The sequence below is a fragment of the Sphingobium sp. FW305-3-2-15-F-TSA7 genome (genome assembly GCF_058787155.1).
This window is the reverse complement of sequence record NZ_JBYSZM010000022.1, coordinates 1-13,966: the sequence shown is the minus strand read 5'-3', so window position 1 is coordinate 13,966 and position 13,966 is coordinate 1. Positions and strand designations below refer to the sequence as shown.

Sequence of the window (13,966 nt, the reverse complement as noted above, 5' to 3'; positions counted from 1 at the left end):
CTGGGATTGGTGCCGCCCATGTCTCTTGGGTGGGACCGGAAGGCCGTTTTGAGCGATTTCGAGGCGGGGGGAATCACCCGCCGACTCGGAAATCGCGGCAAACAAGGGAAGTTCTGAGTCGATCCGGTTCAATCCGAACCGGATCGACTCTAGACTATAGGCAGGGAGAAGGTGGCGATCGTCGGACGAGCGGATAGCGAGCGCAGGCTCAGCATCTCCATGTGGGTGGCGGATCATGTCATGCCGCATGAAGCGCGCGTTCGCGCCTGGCTGATCCGCGCGCGCGTTGCCGGGCACGATGTCGACGATCTGATCCAGGAATCCTATTGCAGCCTGGCGGCGCTCGACAGCGTCGATCATATCGATCGGCCCGACGCCTATTTCTTCTCGACCGCGCGCAACCTGCTCGCCCGCAAGCTGCGGCGCGCGGCCGTGGTCCCGATCGCGACGATTGCCGAGATCGAGTCCTTCGACGACGACCGCCCGTCGCCCGAGCGCGAAGTGGCCGGCCGCCGCGATTATGATCGCGTGCGGGCCTTGATCGGCCGGCTTCCCGATCCCTGCCGCAGGGTGGTGGAGATGCGGCGGCTGGAGGGGCGGCCGCAGCGTGAAATCGCGCAAGTCCTGGGGATCAGCGTGGGCATGGTGGAATGGCATGTCCATAATGGCGTGAAGACGGTGATGCGGATGATGCGGAACGAAGGCGAAGCGGGCGCTGGACCGGACGCCGCGACGACAGGAAAGGGAAGGCGCGCATGAAAAGGGTGAGCGCCGCGCAGATCGAGGATCAGGCCGCGCTGTGGCTGGCGCGGATGGACGGCGATCAATGGAACGAGGCGCTGGCGGCGGAGCTCGACGCCTGGCTTGCCGAGGATCCGCGCCATGACGGCGCCTTCCTCCAGGCCCAGGCCGCCTGGGCGATGCTGCGGCCGGAGGACGCCGCGATCGCCCGCGAACCGGAAGAAGCGCCGCGCTTCAACCGCCGCCGCCTGCTCGGCGGTGGCGGGTTCGCCATCGCTGCGTCGCTTGCCGGTGGACTCGCCCTGTGGCTGCCCCGCAAGACCTATCGCACTGATGTCGGTGAAATCAGGCGGGTGCCGCTTGCCGACGGATCCACCGCCGCCATCAACACGGCAAGCGCGGTCGAGGTCGATTTCTCCAAGTCGCTCCGCCGCGTGACCCTGGACAAAGGTGAAGCCTGGTTCCAGGTCGCGAAGGAGCCTGCACGACCCTTCCTGGTCGAAGCCGGCCGTATCCGCGTCCGCGCGGTCGGCACCGCCTTTTCGGTCCGCCGGCGTGAGGGCGGCGCCGATGTGCTGGTGACCGAAGGCGTTGTCCAGGCCTGGACGGACGGCGCGGACGGTCAGGCGATCCGGCTTGCCGCCGGCGACCGTGCCTTCATCGCCGACAATGCCGCGGTCGAACGCGCACCGGTCGAGGCGTCCTCGGTCGATCGTACGCTTGCCTGGCGCAGCGGCAAGATCGACCTGATCGGCCAGCCGCTCGGCGAAGCCGTGGCCGAGTTCAACCGCTACAATCGGCGTAAGCTGCTGCTCGCCGATCCGACGCTGGCAAGCGAACAATTTGACGGCGTGTTCCGCACCGACGATCCGGCAGGTTTCGCGGAGATGATCGCGACCAGCCTGCAGGTGCCGGTCGACATGTCGAACCCGGATATGATCCGCATCGGTCGGCCGCGCGGATGAGATTTTTTTGAGAGGGTAGCCTAGGATGTGCGCCGCGTCCGGCTCTTGAGATCGAGGCGGGGAAATCCCGCACAGGATCTGGGGGGATTGAACATGGCATTCAGCAGGCACACTCTGTTCGCGGCATCGGCGATCATCTGCACGGCGGCACCGGCTGCGGCGCAGGTCAAGACTTTCGACATTCCCGCGCAGGCGGCCAATAGCGGCATCGCGCAGCTCGGCCGCCAGGCCGACGTGCAGATCGGCGTCGCGCGAAAGGACGCGCGCGGGAAACGCACCAATGCGGTGCGCGGCCAGATGACCGTCGATCGGGCGCTCGGCCAGTTGCTGCAGGGCACCGGGCTGATCGCACGGGCGACCGGCTCTCAATCCTATACCGTCATTCCGTCGCAGAGGGCCGCCGGCGCGACCGCGCCGGCTTCACAGGAGCCCGAGACGGCCGACGGAAATCGCGATGCCGGGGTCAATGACGAAATCGTCGTGACCGCGCAAAAGAAGGTCGAGAATATCCAGGACGTTCCCGCTTCGATCAGCGTGATCGGCGGGCAGCGCCTCGAGCGCTCGGGCGCGACGCAGTTGGCGGACTATTCCGCTTATGTGCCGGGCTTGGTGGTCGACAGCGGTGGTACGCCGGGTCAGGCACGGATCACCCTGCGCGGTCTCCCGCCCATCACATCGACGACGATGGTCGGTACCTATGTCGACGATTCCCCTTTGGGCTCCAGCGCGGGCTGGGTGAGTGCGCCCAATTATGCGCTCGACCTGCTGCCCTATGATGTCGACCGGATCGAAGTGCTCAGGGGACCGCAGGGCACGCTCTATGGCGCCAACACCATGGGCGGGCTGATCAAATATGTCACCAAGGCGCCCGATCTCAACCGCTTTTCCGGACGGGCCGGGGTGGAGGCGCTGACCATCAAGGGTGCCAGCGATCTGGGATGGGGCGTCAAGGGATCGGTCAATCTGCCGATCGTCGCGGGAAAGCTGGCAGCGCGCGTCAGCCTCTACAACCAGATGACTCCGGGATTCATCGACAACGGCCAGACCGGTGAGAAGGACGAGAATGGCGTCCGTCAGACCGGCGGCCGCATTGCCGTGTTGTGGCAGCCGAGCGACCGGCTCAGCGTCCGCCTGTCGGCGCTGGTGCAGGATATCGACGCGGATGGCAGCGCCACGGTTTCGCTGGTTCCCGGCACGCGCACGCCGATCTATGGCGGGCTGACGAGCAAGCACGTGCTGGACCAGCCGTTCAAATCCAAGCTTCGCTATTATACCGGCACGCTGAACTGGGATCTCGGCTGGGCGGATCTCGTCTCGGCGAGCAGCTATTCCAGGACGAAGATCCGCAAGGCGTCGGACTCCACCGCTTATTATGGTTCGTATTTTCCGATCGTGAGTGCCGCGCTGCCCGGCTACACCAACGGCGCGATCATTCCCGAGGGGCTGGATCGCAACCGGCTCAGCACCGACGTCAAGAAATTCACGCAGGAATTCCGGCTGTCCTCGCCCACCGGCCAGCGGCTGGAATGGCTGATCGGTGCTTTCTACACTGACGAAGACTCGCTGATGCTTCAGGAGGATACCGCGCTGGACCTCAACCAGGTGCCGGTCGCCGGTGCGTTCAATCCGTTCGCCTTCGCCGACATACCGACCGAATATCGGGAAATGGCGGTCTTCGCGAATGCGACCTATAAATTCAGCGACGCCTTCGACATCAGCCTGGGTGGCCGTTTCGCTAGGAACAAGCAGGATTTCACGCTCACCGCGGGCGGCCCCGTCTACGTCTTTTTCGGGATAGACGGGACGACGATCTCCAAGTCCAAGGAAGATGTCTTCACCTATTCCGTCGCGCCGCGCTGGCACATCAATGACGACACGATGGTCTATGCGCGCGTCGCCAGCGGCTATCGCCCCGGCGGGCCCAATTCGCCGCTGCCGGGCATCCCGCCCCAGGTGAATTCGGACCGGATCACCAATTACGAACTCGGTCTCAAGTCCGAATTCCTCGATCGCCGCGCGATGGTCGACGTCGCGCTTTTCCGGGTGGACTGGACCGACATCCAGGCATTCGGCATCTCGAGCAGCGGCGTCAGCTATCTCGCCAATGGCGGCAAGGCGCGCAGCCAGGGCGTGGAGTTCAATGCGTCCTTCACGCCGGCGCGTGCGCTCCGCATCGGCTTCAACACCGCCTATACCGATGCCGAACTGATCGATCCGATTCCGTCGCTGGGCGGATTGCCGGGCGACCAGCTCTCCTACGCGCCGAAATGGAGCGGCGCGATCACGCTGGATCACCAGTTCGATGTGGGCGGCGGCTGGAACGGCGAAGCCGGCGGCGGCATTCGTTATGTGGGGAATCGCAAATCCGGTTTCCCCGCCGGCTCCGATTATTTCGAGCTTGCCGATTATGTGGCGGTGGATCTCCAGGCCGGCATCTCCAACGATCGCTGGGGCGCGCGCCTCTTCGTGCGGAACGCGACCGACAAGCGCGCCTATGTCACGCCAAACGCGCTTCCCGGTCAGGACGATTGGACGGTGCTGCAGCCCCGCACCATCGGCCTTTCGCTGGAAGCCAAATTCTAGAACACCATGCGGCCGGCCGCGGCCTGAACGCGGCGGCCGTGTCGGTCGCCAAGGGGGGACATCATGCTGAAATTCACCATCCGCCTGCTGCCGGCCTTGCTCGCCACGGCGGCCGCCATGCCCCTTCAGGCCGAGACCGCATCGCCGGTTCTCACCAAGGCCGATTATGACCGCGCCGCGCGCTTTCTCGCCCAGAATAGCGAGCGGCAGGTGCTCAACGCGGCGGTGGAGCCGCACTGGCTGCCGGGCGGCGATCGTTTCTGGTATCGCCGCCAGACGGCGCCGGACCGGGCGGTGTTCGTGATCGTCGACCCTGCAAAGGGCGGTGCGCGAACACCCGCGTTCGACCATGCCGCTATCGCCGCCGGCCTTTCCAGGGCTCTCGGTCGGACGGTCGAGGCCGACAAGTTGCCGTTCAGGCTTTTCCGCTATGGCGACAAGGGTGCGGTCGAAGCCATCGTCGATGGCAAGCTCTGGTCGTGTTCCGGGGCGCCGGTCGCCTGTCGCGGCAGCGATGCGCCGAAGCCGGTCGTGACCGAGATCGCGTCTCCCGACGGCAAATGGCTGGCCTATGTGAAGGACGACAATATCCGGATCAGGTCGGCGCAAGGTGGCGAGGATTTCGCGCTCACCACCGATGGCGTGCCCGATTTCGGCTGGGGCGTTCAGCCCGGCGCCAATTTCGGGGCGACGGCGATGAAGCAGGCCGGAAAACCATATCCGCCGGCGCTGCTCTGGTCGCCGGATTCCTCGCATATCCTCACGCAGCGGATCGACGACCGGAAAACGGGCCTGATGGGTCTGCTGCAATCCGCGCCGCAGGATGGCGCCGTACGGCCGAAGCTTCATGCCTGGCGAATGCCACAACCGATGGACGCCGACATTCCGGCCTCCGAGCCCTGGGTTTTCGACATCGCCAGCCGCAAGGGCGTCAAGGTGGACGTGCCGCCGATCCCGTTCGGGCTGATGACGCCGGTGGAGGCCGGCGAAGCCTGGTGGTCGCAGGACGGCACATCGATCGGGCTTCTTACCCGCAGCCGCTACGTCAAGACCATGACGCTCTATCGCGTCGATCCGGCCACAGGCACGGCGCGGACGCTCGTTTCGGAAGATGCCAAGACCTTCATCGAAGCGGCGGGAACCGCGATGCGGCCGATGGTCCAGATCCTGGGCAATGGCGATATCGTCTGGTTCTCCGAGCGCGACGGCCATGGCCGGCTCTATCTCTACGACGCCGGCGGCGCGTTGAAGCGCGTGCTCGGGCAGGGGCCGGGACAGATCAAGGGCATCGTCCGTCTCGACGAGGGAACGAAGCAGGCATATGTGCGCGCCAATGGCCGCGAGGACGGCGAAGACCCGTATCTGACCAACCTCTATCGGCTCAGTCTCGATACCGGCGACATGGTCCGGCTGACGCCCGAAACCGGCGATCACGGCGTCGGCTTCACCGACGGCTTCGCACAAGACTTCAATCCGGACCCGATGTCCCCGCCGGGCACGACCACCGGTTTTTCGCCCAGCGGCCGATATTTCGTCGACAGCTATTCGACGGTGGAGACGCCGCCCGTCAGCGTCCTGCGCCGCGCGGACGGAAAGCTGGTGACGGTGCTCGAACGCGCCGATGCGTCGCCGCTGAAAGCCGGCGGTTTCACGCCGCCCGAGCGTTTCACCGCCAAGGCAGCGGACGGGCAGACGACGCTCTACGGCGTGATCCTGCGCCCGAGCAATTTCGATCCGTCGCGGCGCTATCCGGTGATCGACCAGATCTATCCCGGGCCCCAGGCGCGCCGCACGCCCAACGGCTTCATGGACGCGGTGTTCGACCATAGTTTCTCCCAGTCGATGGCCGAATTGGGTTTCATCGTCATACTGGTGGACGGGCGCGGTACGCCGGGACGCGACAAGGCGTTCCTCGATCTGTCCTATGGCAAGCTCGCCAATGGCGGCTTTCTCGAGGATCATGTCTCGGCGATCAAGGAACTGGGCGGTTCGCGTCCCTGGATGGATCTCGACCGGGTCGGCATTTACGGCATTTCGGGCGGCGGCAATGCGACCGCGCGTGCGATGTTCGCCTTTCCGGACTTCTACAAGGTCGGCGTCGCCCAGGCCGGCAATCACGACCAGCGCGGCTACGTCTATATGTGGGGTGAGATCTATAACGGCCCCGATGACGGCCAGAATTACGCCGCGACCTCGAATGCCGCCATCGCGAAGAATCTGAAGGGCAAGCTGCTGCTGATGCACGGCGACATGGATTCCAACGTGTCGCCGGCGCTGACGATGCAGGTGGTCGATGCCCTCATCAAGGCGAACAAGGATTTCGACATGCGCATCATTCCCAATCTCGGCCATGCCTGGGGGCCGTACGCGACCCGTATCACCTGGGATTACATGGTCGAGCATCTGATGGGTGCGACCCCACCCAGGGAATATGCCATGCCGACGGCGGAAAAGTGAGCTGAAGCGATGACGAAACCCATCATCCGAGCCGCGGCCCTGGCACTGATCGTCGCCATGGCGGCTTCCGCCGGCGCGCAGGAGCCCTCCAGGCCGAACGATCGGACCGGCCTGTTCGACGCGAACACCGCGACCAGCAACGATCTGCGCCGCGTGCCGGTCGCACCCGGCACGAACGCGCCCAAGGGTATGATCGTGATCCACAACGCCCGGCTGTTCGACGGCACCGGCGCCGCCGTCCGCACCGTCGATATCGTCATTGAGGGCGAGCGCATCGTCCGGATCGGCGCGCCGGCCGAACCCCCGGCGGGGGCCGAGGTGATCGACGCGCGCGGGCGCACCATCATGCCCGGCCTGATCGACCTTCACACCCACCTGACCTATGTCCATTCCTTCGGTCTTCCCGCCCCCGTGTCGGACGAAAGCCAGGCGGGCGCCGCGCTGCGCGGGGCGGAGCGGCTGCGCTATTTCGCCGAAAGCGGGATCACCAGCGTGCGCGACGTCGCGTCCCACGGCATGGCGCCGTTCCTGCTCAAGGAGGAGGTCGCGGCCGGAAACATTCCCGGCCCGCGCATCTTCGCCGCCGGCCAGTTGATCGTCGGCGAGGGCGGCCATGGCACTGAGGGCTATGGAAGTCGGACGGCCCCGGAATATTCCGACGCGGCCGTGCGCGAGGCGACGGGCCCGGAGGATTGGCGCAAGGCGGTGCGCACCAATTTCAAGCGCGGCGCCGACCTGATCAAGCTCGCCAGCCATTTCAGCCAGGACGAAGTCGATGCCGCCGTCGACGAGGCGCACAAGCTCGGGTTGCGCGTCACGGTGGATTCGGAATCGATCTACACGGCGATGGCGGTGAAGGCGGGCGTCGACAGCGTCGAGCATCCGCTGCCGCGCAGCGATGAGACGGTGAAGCTGATGGCGAAAAAGGGGATCGCGTCGGTCCCGACCTTCGTCCCCTATCAATATATCAACGCGATGGGCGGCTATTACGGCTCGACCTCGCGCCGCTTCACGATCTCGGACGCGACCATGTTCGCGATGGGCGCGAAGCTGAAATCTGCCGGCGTGAAGCTTGGCGTCGGGACCGACCTGGTCGTCGACTGGCACCGCCATCTGCCCGAAGCCTATGTCCAGGAACTGCGCAACTTCCGTCGCCTCGGCTATTCCGCGCCCGAAGCCCTGGTCGCCGCCACCCGGACCAGTGCGGAAATATTGGGAATGGACGATCGCCTCGGCACCTTGCAACCGGGCAAGCTCGCCGACCTGATCGTCGTCGACGGCAAGCCGGACCAGGATCTTGAGGATCTGAAGAAAGTGGATCTCGTCATCGTCGGCGGGCGCGTCGTCGTCCGCGACGGCCGTGCGGTCCTGCTGCCGCGCATCGAGGACAAGCCGCCCTTTTCCAGCAGGAACTAGAGCATTTTGAAGTCAGGTGGACTCACCTGACGGCTCGCAAAATGCGGAAGACAAATACTCAATAGAGCGGGATGCGCTTCAACCTAAGCGCATCCCGCTCTAGCCCAATTCCTTCGCGAAGAAGTCCGCCACCACCCGATAGACTTGCCGGGATTCGGGCAGATCGGAATTGTAGAAGAATGCGTGCCACATCCCTTCCCACATATGCAGCCTTGCGGTCACGCCGGCGCGACTGAGGCGCCGATGGCTCTCGACGCCCGCGGAGAATGCGAAGTCGCGCGTGCCCCCGACGATCAGCGTCGGCGGAAACTGCGCCAGCACCGCCGGGGAGAAATGCGGCGAGACCAGCGGATCTTCGATCCTCGCCTCCGCCAGATAGCTGGACCAGCGGTCGGTATTCTCCGGCGCAGGCGCTTCACCGGTCAGCGCCAGGCCCCAGAATCGCGAATCCCCCGACCATCGGGTGGCGGCCATTGCCGAGAATATGCCGATCGCGCCCGGCCTCGGCAGGCCCTGGTCGAGAAACCAGGCGACGGCCATCGCCGCGAGCATCCCGCCCGCCGAGCATCCGAAAATGCCGATATTTTCGGGACGATAGCGTTTCAGAAGCGCCCGATAGATTGCCGCGACGTCTTCGCTGGCGGCCGGAAAGCGATGCTCGGGCCCTTGCCGATAATCGACGGTCACCACTTTGATGCCCCCGGTGACGGCAATGGGAATCGCCTCGACCAGGCCGCCGAGTCCGGCGCCGATCTCGAAACCGCCGCCATGCAGATTGATGAGAATGCGGTCGGCATTGTGCGCCGCCACGCCGGCCAGGGGCGTGACCACCGCCGCGCCGACGCCGCCGATATTCTCTTCGCCGACATCATATGAATAGCGTTTGCGATGGCGGGCTAGGTGCGGCGCGTAGAGGCGTTCGTTCGCCTTTTGCCGCGTCGAGAGAATGTCGTCGCCGATCCATTGGGGCGGATCGCGATATCGGGCGATGAAGGCGTGCCTGGCCTCATCGCTCCAATAGCTGGACACGGGCAGTTCGAAGGGCTGGATATGGGCGGTTCCTTCCGCGTCCACCCATGACGCGGCCGGCAAGGTTCCGGCTTGAGGATCATTGGTCATGGTCAGTCCAGTGCGCCGGCTGCCGGGCTCGGGGCGCTCTCCGCGCCGGCCCGCAGGGTTTGGTCGAAATGGCGGATCATCAGGTCGAGGGCCTCGATCGCCTCGGGGACCCGCACATCGTCGAAAACGAAGCCGTGCCCCATCCCTTCCCAAAGCTGGAGATCGGCATCGACCCCGGCGGCGACGAAGCGGCTATGCGAATTGATCGCAGAGCTGACCGCGCCGTCCCGCGTCCCGCAAATGAACAATGTCGGGGGAAAGCCGCCCAATATGTCGGGGAAAAGCGCGGGCGAGACGAGCGGGTCGTGAAGATCCTCCGTCCGGACATAGGGCATGCCCGTCAAGGGCGGGTTGGGATGCGCCGGCGGCGGCGGCCACCCTACCAGCGGCAGGATGCTGTATCTGGAATCGCCGCCCCAGATATTGTCGGCCGGCGACGAGATGATGCAGAGCGCGCCGGGGGTGGGGAGGCCTTGCTTCGCGAACCACGCGGTCGCCATGGCGGTGAGGACGCCGCCGGCCGAATTGCCGTAAATGCCGATCCGGCCGGGTTCGTACGAGGTCAGCAATTCCCGGTACACCGCGGCGACATCCTCGCTCGCCGCGGGGAATTCGTGCTCGGGGCCCATTCGATAATCGACGGCGATCACCTTGATCCCGCTTTTGCCCGCGACCGGGATCGCTTCGAGCAGCGCGCCCATGCCCGCCCCGATGTGAAAGCCGCCGCCATGCAGGCAGATCAGCACCCGATCGTCCCGGCCGCCGGGCATGTCGCCGTCCGGCTCGACGATATCGACCCTGACCCCGCCCATGTCCGCCGTTGTGGTCCGCGTCGGATAGAGCGCTTTCGCGGCCTGAAGCCGCGGCGCATAGAAAAGCCGGTCCATGACCGCCCTTTGCTCGGCGATGGGCAGCCCCGGATCGAGCGGTGGCGGATTGAAGACCGCCCGGATCCATTGCGCCTTCGCCGCGGCGCTCAGGCAGTCGGGCAGCGGTATCGACATCGGCCGAACCCGGACCGTCCCGTCTTCATCGATCATGTCGGCCGCCCTCCCGATCGTCATCTCAATGGACCACGCGCAAGGTGAGGCCATATGTCCTGGGCTCGCCGAAGATCAGCGCGCCGCTGTTGGAATAGACCGTATATTCCTTGTTCGTGATATTGTTGGCCCAGAGCGCGACGCTCGTCCTGACGCCGCCAATGTCGAGATCCGACAGGCTCAATCGGGCGTTCAGCAATCCCCGCCTGTCGTTCAGGAACGCGATCGCCCCGGTCGTCGAGCTGACCTGCGCGCTGGAATAGGCATAGTTGATCAGGGCCGACAATCTGCCGACCGACGCCAGCGGGACGCTATATTCTCCGCCGGCATTGTAGCTCCATCTGGGCGCGTTGAGGAAGATGACGTTCCCCTTGGTATGGAGATAGGCGATGTTGCCCTGCAGGCGCAGCCCCGCGACCGGACGGATCTCGACTTCGCTCTCGAAGCCGTCGAAATCGGCGCTGCCGCCGTTCACGGTCGATGCGCAGCCAAAGGGGCAGTTCGGGGTCTGCACGATATCCGATATCTGGATATCGCTGTAATCATTGTGGAATGCGTTGATATTGAACAACAGGCGCTTGTTCAGCAGCGTCGATTTCAGGCCGGCTTCATAGCTGACGATATGCTCCGGGGCGAAGGCGCGCAGGTCTTCGTCGAACAATGAGAAGCCGCCGGTGCGATAGCCGCGCGACACCTTCAGATAGCTGTGGATATCGTCGCTCCAGCGATAGTCGAGCGTCAGTGACGGATCGAAGCTGCTCGAATGCATCGCGGCGCGGCTGAACGCGGTCACGCCGCCGGCGGCCTGGCGCTCGTCATAGGATGCGCGCGCGCCGACGGTGACGTCCAGCCGCCCGTCGAGCAAGGGCGGCGTCCAGGTGACGTTGGCATACAGCCCCGCCGCGACGTTGCGTGCCCGGCCGGGATCGAGGAAGAAGAAGGGGGTGGGAGAACCCGTCGCGATGCCGAACCGCGTCTTGCCGCTTTCCTTGAAGAAGAGCGCACCCACCGTGTACCGCACCGACGCTTCCGGCGCGTCGCCGGTCAGCAGGAATTCCTGGCTGAACTGCGTCTGGTGGATGGCGGTATAGCCGACGATCGGCAGCGAGAAGAACGCCCCCGCCGTATCGGTGACGGAATCGGTATCGATCTTCCGAAAGGCGGTGATCGATTTGAGCGAGACGTTGCTTCCCGCGCGCCAATCGACGGTGAGCGCATGTCCGCTGGCCGTGAAATCGTCCTGCATCGCCGTCGAGATCGGCGGCGATATCCGCTTGCGGGGAAATCCGGCCTGGAAGAAATTCGCGGTGCCGTCCTGCGTTCCGCGATCGAACACATAATCCACCGTCATGTCCGGATCGGGCGTCCAGCGTAGCGCCGCCCTGAATCCTTCGCGGTCGCGCCGGCCGAAGTTCCGGCCCGTGCCGGGATTTCTCACCCAGCCGTCGAAGGTGGAGCGCAGATAGCTCAGCTTCAGCGAGAATTCCGCGAATTTGGGCAGGTTGACGTTGATCAGGCCGCGCGCATGGCCGAAATTGCCGAAGTCGAAGCTGCCGGTCACGCCGAATGTGCCGGTCGGCTTCGCGGACACGAACTTGACCGCGCCGCCGATGGTGTTGCGGCCGTACAGCGTGCCCTGCGGTCCGCGCAGCACCTCGATCCGCTCGACATCGGCCATGTCCATGACGATGCCCGCGGATCGCGCGACATAGACGTCGTCGATATAAAGGCCGACGGCGGGATCGTTGCTGACCGAGATCGTGTTGAGCGATCCGACGCCGCGAATGCGCAGGTCCACCACGCTGCTGGAATAGTTGAAGGGTTGCAGCTGGAGCGCCGGCACTTCCTTGACGAGATCGGTTATGTCGGTGAACCCGATGCGTTCCAGCGCGGCTGCGCCCAGCACGTTCATCGGAATGGGCACGTCCTGCGCCTTTTCCGCGCGCTTCTGCGCCGTGACGATGATCTCCTCCACCTCGGGCGTATCGCCGTCGGACGGGGCGGAAGCGGCGCGGCCGGCTGCGGGCATCGTGCCGATCAATGCGGCACAGGCTATGAACAGGCTCGATCTCATTTCCGCTCTCCCTTATCATTTTCTGCGGCCCGGTCTGACCGGACACCTTGCCCCGAGCCTATGCGGGCAGGCCGTCCGCCAGAATCCCCATTTATGGATGAAAGGGTGCGGCACCCTGCGACTTTAAAATAACGACCGGCCTCCCCGTTTGAGGATGTCAGGGGGCGTCGGGTCGCGACAATCATCGTCGCGGTTTCAGGAGAGGGCCGAGATAGATGACACACCCATCCCGATTGGCGGACATCATGGAGATACACGGCGTCTTCGCCGCACGGCTTCGCGCCCTGGATCTCAAGGATTGGGATTTATACGCCGCCTGCCATACCGACGATGTCCGCGGGCAGACCTATGGGGACCATCCGTCCTCGGCCCAGGGTGACGGGACGGCCCCCGTCTATGATTATGTCGGCATTCCCCAGATGATCGCCCGCATCCGCGAATTCATCGAGGGGCCGGTCCCGCTCACCACCTGCCATCACGGCCATATGCCGGAGATCAGATTCCTGTCGGACACCGAGGCGAGCGGCATCTGGGCCATGGAGGACCGGCTGTGGTGGACCGACGGCGCACGCCAGGAAACCATGCACGGCTACGGCCATTATCACGAGACCTACCGGAACGTGGAAGGCCGCTGGCTGATCTCCTTTCGCAAGCTGACGCGGCTGCATCTGGAGCGTTCGCCGGGATTCTACGAACGGCCGCGCCCATGATGCTTCGGGACAAGGTCGCCTATATCACGGGGGGCTCGGCCGGCATCGGAGAGGCGGCGTGCCGCGGCTTCGCGGCACAGGGCGCCGCGGTGGTGATCGCCGATGTCGATGCCGCGGGCGGCGCGGTATTGGCCGATGATCTGCGCGGCGCGGGCCATCGCTGCCTGTTCGTGGAAACCGATGTGCGCAGCGACGACAGCGTCGCACGCTCGATCGCCGAATCCGCCGCGCATTTCGGCCGCATCGATATTCTCTACAACAATGCCGGCGGATCCTCGGCCGGCGACGGCCCGGTATCGGAAACCCCGCTGGAGGTTTTCCGGTCGGCCTATGAAGTGAATGTGCTCGGCACCTGGCTGGTCTGCCGGCATGGCATCGGCGCCCTCCGCCGCGGCGGCGGCGGCGCCATCGTCAATACCAGTTCGACCGCGGCGCTGGCGGGCCATCCCGGCTATGATGCCTATACCGCCGCCAAGGGGGCGGTCGCCGCGCTGACGCGTTCGATGGCGGTGTCGCTGGCCGCCGACAATATCCGGGTCAACGCGATCGCGCCCGGCGCCACCGGCACCCGGCGCGTCGCGCAATATGCCGCCGACGGCAAGATCCGGTCGAGCTGGATGGATCGCCACCTGCTCGGGCTCATCGATCCGGCCGATATCGCGTCGGCCGCGCTTTTCCTGGCTTCGGACGCGTCGCGCGGCATGACCGGGCAGATGATGGTCGTCGACGGCGGCGCGACGATCTCCGCCGTTTCGCGCGGCCAGTGCGGATGAAGCCGATGGTTCAGGTCGCAGGGCAGATATCGATGGGGCATCGCGTAAAGGGCAAGGTCGCGCTGGTGACCGGGGCGGGGTCGGGCAT

The 13,966-nt window shown here is 65.2% G+C and carries 10 protein-coding genes; 7 read left to right on the top strand and 3 right to left on the bottom strand.

All coding sequences use genetic code 11. The features are described 5' to 3' along the window. The first annotated feature begins 240 nt into the window (after positions 1–240). The 5 genes from AC3WN8_RS17430 (at position 241) to AC3WN8_RS17410 (ending at position 8,162) form a co-directional block, all read left to right on the top strand. Positions 241–759, top strand: a complete 519-nt coding sequence (locus tag AC3WN8_RS17430; protein ID WP_492670733.1) for an RNA polymerase sigma factor — start codon at positions 241–243, stop codon at positions 757–759. Then, positions 756–1,706, top strand: coding sequence for a FecR family protein (locus AC3WN8_RS17425; protein WP_492670732.1), 951 nt, complete (start codon positions 756–758; stop codon positions 1,704–1,706). Before AC3WN8_RS17430 ends, AC3WN8_RS17425 begins: the two co-directional genes overlap by 4 nt. A 93-nt stretch (positions 1,707–1,799) precedes the next feature. Next, entirely contained in the window at positions 1,800–4,289 is a 2,490-nt protein-coding gene (locus tag AC3WN8_RS17420) for a TonB-dependent receptor (RefSeq protein ID WP_492670731.1), read from the top strand. Between the two features lie 63 nt (positions 4,290–4,352). Continuing rightward, complete coding sequence (locus AC3WN8_RS17415) at positions 4,353–6,746, top strand: S9 family peptidase (RefSeq protein WP_492670730.1); 2,394 nt, start codon at positions 4,353–4,355, stop codon at positions 6,744–6,746. Between the two features lie 9 nt (positions 6,747–6,755). Beyond that, positions 6,756–8,162, top strand: coding sequence for an amidohydrolase family protein (locus tag AC3WN8_RS17410; RefSeq protein ID WP_492670729.1), 1,407 nt, complete (start codon positions 6,756–6,758; stop codon positions 8,160–8,162). A 99-nt stretch (positions 8,163–8,261) separates the two neighbouring features. Here the strand turns inward: AC3WN8_RS17410 and AC3WN8_RS17405 are convergent, their stop codons facing one another. From AC3WN8_RS17405 to AC3WN8_RS17395, 3 genes are read right to left on the bottom strand one after another with little or no spacing between them, the layout of a single operon-like run. Beyond that, on the bottom strand, positions 8,262–9,281 hold the full coding sequence (locus AC3WN8_RS17405; RefSeq protein WP_492670728.1) for an alpha/beta hydrolase: 1,020 nt from the start codon (positions 9,279–9,281) through the stop codon (positions 8,262–8,264). Between the two features lie 2 nt (positions 9,282–9,283). After that, entirely contained in the window at positions 9,284–10,321 is a 1,038-nt protein-coding gene (locus tag AC3WN8_RS17400; RefSeq protein ID WP_492670727.1) for an alpha/beta hydrolase, read from the bottom strand. Positions 10,322–10,346: 25 nt separating this feature from the next. Further along, complete coding sequence (locus AC3WN8_RS17395; RefSeq protein ID WP_492670726.1) at positions 10,347–12,395, bottom strand: TonB-dependent receptor; 2,049 nt, start codon at positions 12,393–12,395, stop codon at positions 10,347–10,349. Positions 12,396–12,610: 215 nt separating this feature from the next. On the opposite strand from AC3WN8_RS17395, the gene AC3WN8_RS17390 reads away from it, so the two are divergent. Beyond that, positions 12,611–13,105 (top strand): nuclear transport factor 2 family protein, encoded by a 495-nt coding sequence (locus tag AC3WN8_RS17390; RefSeq protein WP_492670725.1) that lies wholly within the window; start codon positions 12,611–12,613, stop codon positions 13,103–13,105. Further along, complete coding sequence (locus AC3WN8_RS17385) at positions 13,102–13,878, top strand: SDR family NAD(P)-dependent oxidoreductase (protein WP_492670724.1); 777 nt, start codon at positions 13,102–13,104, stop codon at positions 13,876–13,878. Before AC3WN8_RS17390 ends, AC3WN8_RS17385 begins: the two co-directional genes overlap by 4 nt. The last annotated feature ends 88 nt before the right edge of the window (positions 13,879–13,966 follow it).

Excerpts from the sequence above, each read along its gene's own strand:
- AC3WN8_RS17390 (WP_492670725.1), top strand. The coding sequence starts at position 12,611 with ATGACACACCCATCCCGATTGGCGGACATCATGGAGATACACGGCGTC.
- AC3WN8_RS17405 (WP_492670728.1), bottom strand. The coding sequence starts at position 9,281 with ATGACCAATGATCCTCAAGCCGGAACCTTGCCGGCCGCGTCATGGGTG.
- AC3WN8_RS17400 (WP_492670727.1), bottom strand. The coding sequence starts at position 10,321 with ATGATCGATGAAGACGGGACGGTCCGGGTTCGGCCGATGTCGATACCG.
- AC3WN8_RS17420 (WP_492670731.1), top strand. The coding sequence starts at position 1,800 with ATGGCATTCAGCAGGCACACTCTGTTCGCGGCATCGGCGATCATCTGC.
- AC3WN8_RS17425 (WP_492670732.1), top strand. The coding sequence starts at position 756 with ATGAAAAGGGTGAGCGCCGCGCAGATCGAGGATCAGGCCGCGCTGTGG.
- AC3WN8_RS17395 (WP_492670726.1), bottom strand. The coding sequence starts at position 12,395 with ATGAGATCGAGCCTGTTCATAGCCTGTGCCGCATTGATCGGCACGATG.
- AC3WN8_RS17410 (WP_492670729.1), top strand. The coding sequence starts at position 6,756 with ATGACGAAACCCATCATCCGAGCCGCGGCCCTGGCACTGATCGTCGCC.
- AC3WN8_RS17430 (WP_492670733.1), top strand. The coding sequence starts at position 241 with ATGCCGCATGAAGCGCGCGTTCGCGCCTGGCTGATCCGCGCGCGCGTT.
- AC3WN8_RS17385 (WP_492670724.1), top strand. The coding sequence starts at position 13,102 with ATGATGCTTCGGGACAAGGTCGCCTATATCACGGGGGGCTCGGCCGGC.
- AC3WN8_RS17415 (WP_492670730.1), top strand. The coding sequence starts at position 4,353 with ATGCTGAAATTCACCATCCGCCTGCTGCCGGCCTTGCTCGCCACGGCG.